General features: G+C 64.4%; 10 protein-coding genes and 3 pseudogenes. 10 read left to right on the top strand and 3 right to left on the bottom strand.

Translation table 11 applies throughout. From position 1 onward, the window contains the following. Positions 1-125: 125 nt before the first annotated feature. Positions 126-1151: pseudogene (locus tag ABEA62_RS12570) on the bottom strand (IS1634 family transposase); the annotation flags it as partial. A gap of 215 nt (positions 1152-1366) precedes the next feature. Between ABEA62_RS12570 and ABEA62_RS12565 the strand changes: the two are divergent. The 8 genes from ABEA62_RS12565 to ABEA62_RS12530 all read left to right on the top strand — a co-directional run bounded on the left by ABEA62_RS12565 (position 1367) and on the right by ABEA62_RS12530 (position 9998). Then, positions 1367-2599, top strand: coding sequence for a glycosyltransferase family 4 protein (locus ABEA62_RS12565; RefSeq protein ID WP_286214842.1), 1233 nt, complete (start codon positions 1367-1369; stop codon positions 2597-2599). Between the two features lie 202 nt (positions 2600-2801). After that, on the top strand, positions 2802-3734 hold the full coding sequence (locus tag ABEA62_RS12560; RefSeq protein ID WP_345380412.1) for a hypothetical protein: 933 nt from the start codon (positions 2802-2804) through the stop codon (positions 3732-3734). Positions 3735-3830: 96 nt separating this feature from the next. Further along, positions 3831-5036 carry an oligosaccharide flippase family protein gene (locus tag ABEA62_RS12555; RefSeq protein WP_286214839.1) on the top strand — a complete coding sequence of 402 codons (1206 nt, stop codon included), beginning with the start codon at positions 3831-3833 and terminating at the stop codon, positions 5034-5036. Between the two features lie 342 nt (positions 5037-5378). Then, complete coding sequence (locus tag ABEA62_RS12550) at positions 5379-6299, top strand: glycosyltransferase (protein ID WP_286214838.1); 921 nt, start codon at positions 5379-5381, stop codon at positions 6297-6299. Positions 6300-6449: 150 nt separating this feature from the next. Beyond that, positions 6450-7394: a UDP-glucuronic acid decarboxylase family protein gene (locus tag ABEA62_RS12545; RefSeq protein WP_286214837.1), complete on the top strand. Its 945-nt coding sequence runs from the start codon at positions 6450-6452 to the stop codon at positions 7392-7394. Positions 7395-7414: 20 nt separating this feature from the next. Then, the gene (locus tag ABEA62_RS12540; protein WP_345380408.1) at positions 7415-7957 is read left to right on the top strand and encodes an LbetaH domain-containing protein; all 543 of its coding nucleotides are present in this window, start codon (positions 7415-7417) and stop codon (positions 7955-7957) included. An 11-nt stretch (positions 7958-7968) separates the two neighbouring features. Next, a complete protein-coding gene (locus ABEA62_RS12535) occupies positions 7969-8847 on the top strand; it encodes a glycosyltransferase (protein ID WP_286214834.1) in 879 nt (292 codons plus the stop codon). Beyond that, entirely contained in the window at positions 8847-9998 is a 1152-nt protein-coding gene (locus ABEA62_RS12530) for a glycosyltransferase (RefSeq protein WP_345380406.1), read from the top strand. Before ABEA62_RS12535 ends, ABEA62_RS12530 begins: the two co-directional genes overlap by 1 nt. A 41-nt stretch (positions 9999-10039) precedes the next feature. Here the strand turns inward: ABEA62_RS12530 and ABEA62_RS12740 are convergent, their stop codons facing one another. Beyond that, complete coding sequence (locus ABEA62_RS12740; RefSeq protein WP_350226931.1) at positions 10040-10183, bottom strand: hypothetical protein; 144 nt, start codon at positions 10181-10183, stop codon at positions 10040-10042. A 314-nt stretch (positions 10184-10497) separates the two neighbouring features. On the opposite strand from ABEA62_RS12740, the pseudogene ABEA62_RS12525 reads away from it, so the two are divergent. Together ABEA62_RS12525 and ABEA62_RS12515 are read left to right on the top strand one after the other, a co-directional pair. Beyond that, positions 10498-12065, top strand: a pseudogene (locus tag ABEA62_RS12525) (IS1634 family transposase). Then, positions 12062-12304: pseudogene (locus ABEA62_RS12515) on the top strand (hypothetical protein); the annotation flags it as partial. The pseudogenes ABEA62_RS12525 and ABEA62_RS12515, both read left to right, overlap by 4 nt. A gap of 25 nt (positions 12305-12329) precedes the next feature. Here ABEA62_RS12515 and ABEA62_RS12510 read toward each other — a convergent pair. Beyond that, the coding region (locus tag ABEA62_RS12510; RefSeq protein WP_345380401.1) for an IS3 family transposase at positions 12330-12549 on the bottom strand (220 nt) is incomplete at its 5' end.

Below are 12549 nucleotides of genomic sequence, written 5' to 3'. Positions count from 1 at the left end.
GTCATCGTGATGTTCCGTTCGAGAGAACTTTGCAAGGGTGAACTCGAAGGTCCTCACGGTGGCCGCTTCCTCATTTACGAGGAGGCTTGCCACCGCCGAGGGCTACACCACTCTAAGGGGCACTACTTGGCGATCATGAGGTTGATGTTGCGGTCGTCCCTCTTGTTGCGCTTGAACGACCACTGGTAGACGATCCGTCGTTCACGAGCGCCGGCCCCGGTGCCCATCACGCGGGTGGATTCGAGGATCTGCCCGTCTTCGAAGTAGTTGCCGTGCCGGTGGAAGTGGTCTTCCAGGTCGTAGGGCGCTTTCGTCAGGCGTGAGCCGACGATGAACGACAGCGCGGCGTCCTCGAGGGCGTTGAGGTTACCGGCGGACAGCATGCCGGCGTCGGCGACGACCACGATGTCGTCGATACCGTGACGTTCCTGGAAAGCCCGCAAGACCGGGACGAGGGTGGTCGTCTCGGCCTTGTTGCCTTCGAACAGGTGCATCTCGAGCGGCACCCCGGCCTGGTCGACGAGCAGCCCGACCTGGACCTGCGGATCGACGCGATGCTCCTTGGACATCCCCACCCGTCGCAGGGTGTCCTCGTCGTCGTTCTCGAAGTGCAAGGTCGTGACGTCGTACATCACGAATGTCGCCGGGCCTGTGCTCTTGAGCGAGTACGCCAGGCAGGCGCGAGCGATCCGGTCACGATAGTCACGATCGCTGGCACGCCGCAGCGCAGTGTGAAGGGTGTTCACGTGGGGCGCGGGTGCGCCGATCTCGTTCAGCACCCGCACTGTGTCGGCCTTCGACGTCGGCTCGACCAGCCGTGCCAGCACGAGCGCGCGGAACGCGTCATCCGCCAGGGCGTCGAACCCAAGCTCCTGGTAGGCGTCAACGAGGACGTTCCACAAGATCTCGCTAGCGCTGGACAGCACCCGGGCTTCGCTTCGCGGTACCGGGGCTGGGTCAAGATCCAGGTCGAGGGTGTCTTGGCCCTCGTGCAGCTCCTGCTGTGCCACGACCATCAGCAACGCAAGCTCGGCCTCGCTGTGGGCCGAGCCGACATGCTTGAGGATCGTTCGCACCCCGCGGCGCTTCTCCACGATCTGCACAGCCGTCGCCCCCGACGAGGTCTTCACGCGACGAATGAACGGGCTCACAGGCCAAGAATATCGCCCCGCTAGTGCCCCAAATCGAGGCATCCCAACTCATTTACCAGGAGCGACGCTCAAGAACCCGAAACACCTGTGAGAGTCAGGTCTGGCGTAGGCTTACTTCCCATTGCGCGCCTTCAGCGATCGAGTCCCAAGGCGTCCTCACCATGGTCGCGGGCGGGTCGCGCGGTGCACGAGCACCGCTCGGATAGCATGTGCCCGTGAAAGTCGACCTTGTGCATGCCACAGGCAACGAGAACGTCCGTCAGGTATTACAGTCCCTCAACGAGCTCCAATTACTAGGCAGGTTCTGGACTACGGTCGGTTTTCACGACGTTCCGCGTATTGCGAAGGCAGTGCCGAGCGTCGAGCGAATCGCGTCGAAGCGCGTGTTCGACGCTCCGAGCGGACGCCTGAAGACTCGCCTCCACATGGAGGTCGCCAGAAACGTAGCTGAACAGAGTGGCATCGAGCCAATCGCCAGGCTTGCGAGGCGAGGCAGCCACCTGGGCATCGACAGAGTTCAGGACGACCTCGACCGGCATGTCGCAACGCAACTCAAGAGGCATCGGCCGTCGTCGGTCTATGGGTACTTGGGGCAGTCGGTGAGGACTCTCGAGGCGGCGAAGCGTCAGGGAATCCAGACGATCCTCGAAATGCAGCACGTAGCGAGCGCGGAGTACCTCGAGCTTGTCGAACGTGAGTACGACGCCGATCCTGAGTGGCGTGCCACGTTGCCCGATCAACGCGTTCTCAGGCGCGACATTGTTGGCCAGACCGCGGAACTCGAACTTGCGGACCTGATCGTCGCGCCAAGCAGGCAGGTGGCACTATCAGCAAGCCGTGCGCACAATCCCGCACCCGTCCATACGATTCCCTACGGTTGTGCAGTTCCCGCCATGGGTGCACGTCACCAGCCCCGGCGGAAGAGTGATCCGCTGAAGTTGCTCTTTGTCGGGCGGGTAGTGTCGCTCAAGGGACTCTCGTACCTTGAACAGGCGCTGCGAGACTTCCCGCGCCGCGACGTTGAACTCACGATTATCGGCGGCGCGGACCTGTCGGTGCCGGGCGTGAGGCGCCTCGTCGAACGCGCCGACTACCGCGGACGGCAGCCCCGTTCCGCCGTCCTGGCAGCGATACGAGAGCACGATGCGTTCGTGATGCCAAGCATTGTCGAAGGACGGTCTCTCGCCGTGCTCGAAGCTGTCTCCCTGGGGTTACCGGTGCTCGTGACGCCTGGCAGCGGAACCGACGACCTTGCGGCGGCTGGCGCCGGCATTGTGGTCCCCAGTCGGTCAGCGTCGGGCTTACGGGACGCCATCGAAGCCATGCATCGCGGTGCAGTCGATCTGGAGGCGCTTTCAGCAGGCGCCGTCGCGGTTGCACGGCAGTCGACTTGGGCGTTGTTCCGCAGCCAGATTGGCAACCTTGTCAGGTCAACCGACGCCCCGTGAGTCGAGCGGGGCGCGTCAGTAATCGATTCACGACGTGGGCGTCGCTGCGCCCACGTCAACGGAGCGCAGCGCGCCCGATAGAGTTGCGAAGTCCTCAAGACCATACGTCTCGCGAGTCCCCGGCCGCCCGTTCGCGGATCGCGGATCAGTCCGAGACTGACAAGCAGGGTCGTGGATAACAATGACTGCCGTGGAGGCTTGCGTGGGAATCGCACTATGCACGTTGTACGAAGGGGACTATCACCACGGCGTGGCTGCGCTGGCAAACTCACTTCACCAGGCGGGGTTTCGGGGAGAGTTTGTCGTCGGCGTCAGAGGAGACATGCCGCGGTGGGCGGGTGAGGGGCACCTTGACGACGCGAGCTCGCGGAGCCTCGACCTAGGTCCCGATCTCCACATCCGTTTTGTGGCTGTCGACACACCCAAGCACCTAACGCTGTTCAAGCCGGAGTTTATGGCGCAGGTACTGAACACCTACGCTACGGACGCCGATGTGGTCACGTACATCGACCCGGACATTGTTGTGAAATGCGCGTGGAGCGACTTCAGCCCCTGGCTCGAGAGCGGCGGCATATGTCTGATCGAGGACGTCAACGGGGCGTTGCCATCGCACGCCCCGATGAGGTCGCTCTGGCGCGGGTACTTCGACGCAGCGGGACTCGTCGAAACGCGCTCTCTGGACACGAACTTTAATGCGGGATTCGTGTCCGTTCCCCGATCCCACGCGTATTTTCTTCAACTCTGGACCGACATGTGTTCGCGAGCGATCGCGAGCCTTGGCGGTACTGCAGGCATCAAGTCTGGGCAGCCCACGTCTCTGTTCTCGACGCCCGACCAGGACGCACTCAACATGGCGCTCATGCTCAGCGACATTCCCATGCGTACAGCACGAAGCGCCGAGATGGACTTCGCACCGGGAGGCCAATGCCTGTCCCACGCCATCGGACCCTTCAAGCCGGGGCACGGACGGTTTGTCGCTCGGGCCCTGAACGGTCGCCCGCCCAGCCTGGCCAGCAAGCACTTCCTCGCGTTCGTCGATGGCCCTCTGCGCAGTCTTTCACAATCGGAAATCCGGCGGCTCAGGACTTCCCAACGACTTGCATCGCTAATCGGGCGATTCTACCGACGGGCCTAGCACAACGTGAAGATAAGCGTCAGCGGTCGGGCTCGCCACTGGGGGGTGCGGCTGTTCGGATTCGGCTCTGCGCAGGGTGGCATCCAGGCTCTCGGCATGTTGGCAGGGCTCCTCGCGGCACGCCTCCTTACGATCGATGCCTACGCACGCTACGCCCTTGCCATCGCGGTCGTGACAGCAGTCACTGTAGTCGGCGACTCCGGGCTCGGCAGCCAGGTGGTGGCGATCGCGGGCCGCTACATGCCCGATACGTCGCGAATCTCAGGGATCTACGGCTTGGCGCGCAGTTACCGGACCTGGATATCGGCAACGTTGTCGGTGGTGAGCGCGCCGATCCTGGTCACCCTACTGCTCAGGAATCAGGCCTCGGTAGCTGAAGCATCGGCAATTGCCGCACTCGTTATCGCGACGGTATTCCTGTCGCTCAACGGCTCACTTGTGCGCTCGGTACTTCAACTGGACTACCAGTTCAGGTCAATCCAGATCTCGGGGCTCGCGGCGGCCATGGTTCGTCTCGCTGGAAGCGCCCTGCTGGTGCCGCTAGCCGTGCTCGGGGCCCTGCTACCCACCTTGGCAAATGCGGTGGCCGCAGGCGTGCAGTGGATCTGGATGCGAAAGACCGTCGTAGAGCGATTCGATCTTGGCTCCGGGTCAATCTCCGCGGACGACAGGACCGAAATGCGGCGGGCACTCCGGCGGCTGCTGCCGCTCAACGTTGTCCTCGTCGCTCAATCCCAGGGAGCAAGTCTCCTCCTGGGCGCACTGGGAGCCACATCGGCGCTCGCCAGCGTCACGGCGATCTCGCGCTATGGATTGCTCTTCGCCTTCGTCTCCACAGTGGCAGTGTCGGTGCTCGCACCAGCGTTGGCGCGAACGAACAGCGGGCACCGCGCGGTGGTTCGGCGATACGCGTTGGTCGTCGGTGCAATATCACTCACAACTATGGCCATGCTGGGGCTGATATGGGCACTGCGGGATCCGCTCCTCGCGCTTCTGGGCACGCAGTATACGGGCCTGTCAAGGGAGTTCCTGATAGTAAGCGTCGGCTCCGCCGTCGCTGCAACAGCGGCCGGGATCTCAGGGATGAACCTCGCTCGAGGCTGGACTGGGGGCTCGTGGATGATGGCGCCGACCACCGCCATATGGTTCGCGTGGGGATTCACCATGCTGGACCTTCACAGCACAACCGGCGCTGCCGTGCTCATGGCGACGTCTGCGCTCCCGAGCCTCGCGACGGCAGTTGCCCAGGCTGCGTTCGGGCTCAAACGACCCACCCGGATAGCTGCGTCGGATCCTCAGTGACGGCCATCACGTCCCCGCCGTAAGCAGCCGCTGGAACGCGGCCTTCCCCTCGCGCCACCACCAGGGATCTCGCATGCGAGTGGCCGGGCTCGATCGCGGGCGGTGCGTCGTTCGCCGGATCCAGTCCCAGGCAATACCCTGGCCGTCATGTCGCCCACGCCGACTCAACCCTCCGTCCTGATCCTCGGGAATCACCCGTCCTCCAGCCACAGCATGCACCGGTTCGCTGACACGCTCGCTCGCGCATACCACAGCCGCGGTTGGACGGTGGTTCGCCGAGCACCGCGTGCACGGGTAAGCCGGCACGTCCGCAATCGTGCCCTCGCAAAGTTCGCGGCCTACGTGGAGAACCTGGTCGTGTTTCCCGTGTCGGTCGCGGTCGCGGTCAGGCGTTCGCAGTCGGTCCACCTTGCTGACCACAGCAATGCATTGTGGTTACTTGTCTTCCCCCGACGCCGGGCCACCATCGTCACGTGTCATGATCTGATTGCGGTCCGCGCGGGCCTGGGCGAAATGCCTGAACATCGGACCCGATGGACGGGACGCGTCTACCAGAGACTGGTGTTGCGTGGACTCGGCAGGGCCGAAGCAATCCACTCGGTGTCACACGCGACGGCAACGGATATCACCCGCCTGGTTGGTGCGGCGGCGACGACCGTGCACCTGCCCGTCGTTGCCCACGATGCGGGCCAACCGGTGCTCGCCGGTCCCTATCTTCTGATTGTTTCGAGCAGCGGGTGGCGCAAGCGACGGGATCGCGCGGTAGAGGTCTGGCGGAGGCTCCGGGACACACCAGCGGGCGCGGGCCTTCGACTCGGTGTCGTGGGTCCAGCCTTGACGGCTCGTGAACTAGGCGAGTCCGCCGACCTGACGGAGTACATCACCACGCTTCGAGACATAGACGACGCAACGCTCTTCGCCACCTACGCCGGGGCCCGAGCTCTGCTGCAGGTATCACGCTACGAGGGCTTTGGGTGGCCGATAGTAGAGGCCAACACCGTGGGCACGCCCGCGATCTGCACCGACGACGAGGTGTTCCGGGAGGTGGCGGGCACCGCGGGCATGTTCATCGCCGAGGATCTCGACCTCGTCGACTGGACAGGGCTCGCTCGCAGGCTTGACGCGCCCGAAACCCGTGAGGCAGCGTTCGCAAACTCGAAGCGGTTCGGTTTCGAGCAGTTCGCGGACGGAATCGTCGCGATTGCCCAGGCGACACACGAAGGCGGGACCCCGCGACAAGTATTTCCGCGAATGCCTCGATGAGACATGCCGACGTGGGAGACAGATTGGACCGGAGTCGCGACCTCAGCCGAGACGGGTGTTTCGGAATCATGAACAGTGCTCATACCGGCGACTGATGTGGAATGATGACCCCTGAAACCCCAACGACGCCCCGAAAGAGGAAGCATTCGTATGCCCACTGAACGCGTACTCGTAACCGGCGGCGCGGGTTTCTTGGGGTCACATCTGGTGGACCGGCTGCTGGACGCGGGGCATGAGGTCCTCTGCGTGGACAACTTCTTCACCGGGGCGCGGGGCAACGTGCGACATATGCTCAACCATCCGCGGTTCGAGCTACTCCGTCATGACGTGACGTTCCCGCTGTACGTGGAGGTGGACCGGATCTACAACCTCGCGTGCCCGGCTTCCCCTATCCACTATCAGCGCGATCCTGTCCAAACCACGAAGACGTCGGTACTGGGCGCAATCAACATGCTTGGGCTTGCCAAGCGCCTCCACATTCCGATCCTGCAGGCCTCGACGTCGGAGGTCTACGGCGATCCCGAGATCCACCCTCAGACCGAGGCATACTGGGGCAAGGTGAACCCGATCGGGCCGCGCTCCTGCTATGACGAGGGTAAGCGGGCGGCTGAGACGCTGTTCTTCGACTATCACCGTCAGAATGGACTCGACGTCAAGGTCATCCGGATCTTCAACACGTACGGTCCGCGGATGGATATGAACGATGGCCGCGTGGTGTCCAACTTCATCGTCCAGGCGCTCAAGGGCGAGCCGATCACCATCTACGGCGATGGCAACCAGACCCGGTCCTTCTGTTACGTTGACGACCTCATCGACGGCATGATCCGGCTCATGGGGACCAAGCCGGGGTTCACCGGTCCGGTCAATGTAGGTAACCCCGTGGAGTTCACCATGAAGGAACTCGCCGAGGCAGTCATCCGGCTCACGGGCTCGGACTCGGCCATCGAGTACCGCCCCCTGCCGCAGGACGACCCGCGCCAACGCAAGCCCGACATCAGCCTCGCGCAGGACCACCTAGGCTGGCAGCCTCACGTGCCGCTCGAAGATGGCCTCAAGCCCACGATCGCGTACTTCCGGGACCTGCTCGACGCGTGAGCGACCACGAGACTGTTCCGGTGATACCCCTGGCCGATGCCCCAGGGGAGGGCGCGGCATGGGATCGCCCCTCTTGGGTGGTCTACCTCTGGGCGATCGCCGAACTGCTGCTGGTGACCAACGCGTGGCAGCCGAGCTCGCGTCTCCGGTGCGCGGCGCTGCGAGCATTCGGAGCGACCATAGGCACCGGCGTGATCTTCCGGCCACGGACCCGCGTGCGATTCCCGTGGAAGCTTGAGATCGGCGACAACAGCTGGATCGGCGAGGGCGTGTGGTTCCACAACCAGGCGCCCATCCGCGTCGGCCACGACGTGGTGATCTCGCAGGAGACGATGCTCACCACGGGCAGCCACGCACATCGTCGCGACATGGCACTGATCACGCGTCCGATCGAGGTGGCGGAAGGAGCATGGATCACCTCTCGCTGCCTGATCCTCGGCGGCTCGGTGATCGGGCGGTCTGCCCTGATCACCCCCATGACAGTCGTGAACGGATACGTTCCGGCAGGCTCGATCTGGTCGTCCGAAGGGCGCACCGGCACACGTTTCACCCAGGACAGTTGAAGGACACACCCATGTCGCACAGCCCCACGACCGACGCCAAGGCCGGCACCGACACGCTCCCGATCTCGATCATCCTCTTCGCGAAGAACGAGGCGGAGACGATCGGCAACACGCTCTCGCACCTGGCCAGCTTCGAGGACGTGATCGTCATCGACTCGCTCAGCGAGGACGGAACCGCGGACATCGCTCGCGCGGCAGGCGCACGGGTCGTCGACTTCGACTGGAACGGCGAGTACCCGAAGAAGAAGCAGTGGAGCTTGCTCAACGGCAACCCGAAGCACCGATGGGTGCTGCTGCTCGACGCAGACGAGTACCCCACGCCCGAGATGCTCGAGGAACTGCGCGAACTCCTCCCCGAGCTCAAGAGCGGCAAGTACGGTGCCTACGAGATGCACCTCCGGTACCGGTGGGAGGGCACGTTCCTCAAGCACGGGCACCGCGTGACCAAGCGGTCGCTCATCGACATGGAGCGCAGCTACTTCCCCGAGGTCGACGACCTCTACGCACCGGGCATCCGGGAGATCGAGCTGCACTTCCAGCCGCAGACCGACGCGCCGATCGGCATGATGCGCACGCGGCTGGTGCATGACGACCGCGACCCCGTCACGACCTGGTTCGCGCGCCACAACCACTACTCCGACTGGGAGGCGCACCTGCGCATGCACCCGGCCGCGCGCCAGGACCTCGCGACCAAGCGCACGGCGAAGGGCCAGTTCTGGGATCGCGTGCCGATGAAACCGCTCGTGTTCTTCACCTACTCGTACATCGCTCGCGCGGGGTTCCTCGACGGTCGCGCCGGATTCGACTATGCCTTCGGCCTCGCCTCCTACTATTGGCAGATCGGCGTGAAGGTCAGGGAGCTCAAGCGCTTGCAGGAAGCGCAGGGCTGATGGCCGCAGAATCGGCGTCGCTTCGAGTTCTCCAACTGATCAATACCCTGGCGCGCGCCGACGGCGGGCCTGCGCGTCACGCACTCGAGGTCAACTCGGCTCTCAACGCCCGACCGGGAATATCCGCGCTCGTCGTGTCGATGACGGGTGCGTCCCGCGACTCGCTTGTCGCCGAGCAGGAGTGGCCAGCGGCACACGCCTCTGAGCGGCGCCCAAACGCCTTTGACTTGTGGCGCCTGATAGGACGTACTGATGTCGTAGTCATCGAAGGCTTCTACCTTGCATGGGTGCCTTTCGCGGCTCTCGCGTGCTTCGCGCGCAGAGTGCCGTACGCGATCGTGCCGCACGGGGTCTTCACGAGGTATCAGCATTCTCAGTCTCGGGCCAAGAAGTCACTGTTCGACGCAATTGCAGGCCGGTGGGTACGCAGCCGTGCCTCCAGATTCCTCGTCGCATCGGCGATTGAGCGCGACGATATGGAGGGCCTCTTTCCCAGGCTGCACTTGTCAGTGGTTGGCATCGGCAGCGGCTCGGTCGCGGAGCCTGCGCTCGGCGGCCGTCATGAACCTATGCGCCTGATCTCGATGTCTCGGATCGCGGCGAAAAAGCGGATCGACATCGCGATCGACGCAGTCGCAATGATGAAGGAGATGGGTATCGATGCCATGCTCACCATCGCGGGCTCTGGCGATCCGGGCCTTGTTCAGGGACTCCAAGAACGAGTTCAAGGTTTGGGCCTGTCGGACCGCATCGTGTTCACAGGGGAACTCGGCGGGCGGGCGAAATCCGAACTCTTTGCCGCGAGTGATGCGCTAGTAGCCCCGAGCGAAGACGAGAACTTCGGGATCGCGATCGCAGAGGCGCTCAGCGCAGGTGTGCCGGTGGTGGCGACGCAATTCGTCGGTGCCGCCCTCGCTGCAGGGGGGCGTGCGGTCCGGGTCGTCGACACGGTCTCGGCGCCAACTCTGAGCAAAGCGCTCATCGAACTGCGCAACGACCCAAACTACGGGGCACTGCGCAAAACAGCGGTTCTCACCGCACAGCGAGAGTTCTCTTGGGAGACTGTTGCGGCACGATGGCACGTAGCACTCGGCGCGTTGGCTCACAGTGGGCAAAGGCCGCAGGACAACGGACCCACTCACGGAAGCTAAGCGGGCGAGCCGAAGCCCCACTGCGGCCGCGAAACGAAGTCCTAGCGGCCCTGGCCTGGCCTTGCCGTGGTGCGCGGCGCCACATCAGAATCGACGAACGCGCCCGCGCCAATGCGTGCGCCGTCACCAACGTGCGCGGGTCCCACCACACATGCGCCCGTGTAGATCCAAACATCTGAGCCCACCGTCGGGAAGGCGCCTCCTCGCCCGCCGCCCAGGGTGACATTGGCGAACACGGGACTGCCCCGACTTTGGTTGACATCTGAACTTTGAGGATTCGTTCTCACTGGAAGGATGTCCCTGTGACCAAGCCCTACCCCCAAGAGTTCCGCGATGACGTCGTGGCGGTGGCCCGCCGCGCCCAGGCACCGCTGAGCCAGATCGCGAACCTGACTCGTGCCACTTTTCGCTGATCGCCGGTTCCCGTGAGTATTCAGCCTGGTAGTTGAGTTTCGGGGTTCGTGTTTGACACACCCCGCTGGGCGGTACGGTCGGGGATGTGGTGTTCGTGCGCAAGTCCCCGGGCCGGTCGGGGGCGGTGAAGGTCCAGATCGCGGAGCGGCGTGCGGGCCGTGACGTGGTGCTCGAGCACGTCGGCACCGCCCATGATGATGCCGAGCTCGCGGCGCTGATGGCGGTCGCGCGCGGCAAGCTCCACCCCGGCCAAGGCGAACTCACGCTCGATGGCGTCAGCCCCCACCCGGCTGAGGATCAGCCGAGCACGGTTGACATCACGTCGAAGTCGAACGCGGTGTTGTGGCAGGTACTTCAGGCCGCGTACACCGATCTGGGCTTCGACGTCGTCGATGACGAAGCGTTCGCGCAGCTCGTGCTGGCGCGGCTGATCGAGCCGACCTCGAAGGCCGACTCGCTGCGCGTCTTGCGTGAACTCGGGATCACTCACGCGTCGCTGCGGACCATGTTCCGCTCCCTGCAACGCGCTGGGGAGCGCGACTACCGCTCCCTCATCGCCGACGCCTGCTTCACTCACGCCGCGTCCGTGGGCGACATCAGCTTGTGCCTGTACGACGTCACGACCCTGTACTTCGAAGCCGAGGACGAAGACGCCCTGCGCAAGGTCGGCTACTCGAAGGAGCGGCGCGTCGACCCGCAGGTCGTCGTCGGACTCCTCGTCGACAGGAACGGCTTCCCGCTTGAGATCGGCTGCTTCGAAGGCAACAAGGCCGAGACCCTCACCCTGATCCCGATCGTGAACCAGTTCCGTCAACGCCACTCCCTCGAAGGGTTCGTGGTTGTCGCCGACGCCGGCATGCTGTCCGCGACCAACTTGCGCGAGCTCGATGACGCGGGACTGCATTTCATCGTCGGCTCCCGCACCACCAAGGCACCGGTCGATCTCGAGTCGCACTTCCGTTGGCATGGCGACGCCTTTCACGACGGGCAGGTCATCGACACCATCACGCCCCGCCACGGACGTGCCAAGGCTGGCGCATCGGACCCGATGGTCAAGGCCGAGCCCATCTGGAGCGAGGCTCATGAGAGCTCATGGCGGGCGGTATGGGCGTACTCCGCGAAGAGAGCGGTCCGCGACAACCGCACCCTGACCTTGCAGGAAGAACGCGCCCGGGACGTCGTCGCCGGCGACAAGGCCGCGCGGACGCCACGCTTCGTGAAGACCGTGAGCGGCTCCCGCAAGATCGACGAGGCGTCGCTGGCGCGCGTGCGACGCCTGGTCGGGCTCAAGGGCTACGTCACGAACATCCCCGCGAGCGTGATGCCCGCAGCCGAGGTCATGTCCAGCTATCACGACCTATGGCACGTCGAGCAGTCATTCCGGATGTCCAAGACCGACCTACGCGCCCGGCCGATCTTCCACCACACGCGCGACGCGATTCGCAAGCGCACCTCACGATCGTGTTCGCATCCCTCGCGATCAGCCGCTACCTCAACACCGCGACCGGGCTGACGGTGCGCAAGATCCTCCACGCGCTGAAGCCCATTCAGCAGATCACCGTCCGCATCGCCGGCCACGACCACATCGCCCGCGACCCCATCACCAAGCCCGCCCAAGCCATCCTCGACGCCCTCGACATCACCCTGGACTGACACACCCCGGTGGCACGAGTCAGGTGGCCCGCCGCGCCCAGGCACCGCTGAGCCAGATCGCGAAGGACTTCGGCATCTCCGAAGGCTCGCTGCTGAACTGGATGAAGAAGGCCGACATCGAGGACGGCCGGCGTCCCGGCGTGACCGAGGATGAGCGCAAGGAGCTGCGCGAAGCCAAGAAGCGGATCCGGCTCCTCGAGCAGGAGAACGAGGTCCTGCGCCGTGCTGCCGCCTTGTTGCGCCCCGGGTTTCGTGGAGGCCCGGTTAGTTGGAACCGGCCCCGACGGGGACGGGTGCTTCAGAGTAGTGGTCGGATCGGACGGTGGCCCAGTGGAGGGCCTCGAGCTCGACGGGTGAGACCATCCCGATTTCGCCATGGAGGCGTCGGTGGTTGAACCAGTCGACGTACTCGGCGGTGGCGATCTCGACGTCCGTGACGGACTTCCAACCGCCCTTGGGACGCATCACGGGGTTGCGGATGCAC

The sequence above is a fragment of the Demequina sediminis genome (genome assembly GCF_039545075.1).
Lineage (GTDB): Bacteria > Actinomycetota > Actinomycetes > Actinomycetales > Demequinaceae > Demequina > Demequina sediminis.
The sequence above is the reverse complement of the archived record's forward strand: the minus strand, read 5'-3'. Positions and strand labels throughout refer to the sequence as shown.

Bases quoted from the DNA above. Each gene is read 5' to 3' on its own strand.
- ABEA62_RS12555 (WP_286214839.1), top strand. From the start codon at position 3,831: ATGTTGGCAGGGCTCCTCGCGGCACGCCTCCTTACGATCGATGCCTAC.
- ABEA62_RS12545 (WP_286214837.1), top strand. From the start codon at position 6,450: ATGCCCACTGAACGCGTACTCGTAACCGGCGGCGCGGGTTTCTTGGGG.
- ABEA62_RS12535 (WP_286214834.1), top strand. From the start codon at position 7,969: ATGTCGCACAGCCCCACGACCGACGCCAAGGCCGGCACCGACACGCTC.
- ABEA62_RS12530 (WP_345380406.1), top strand. From the start codon at position 8,847: ATGGCCGCAGAATCGGCGTCGCTTCGAGTTCTCCAACTGATCAATACC.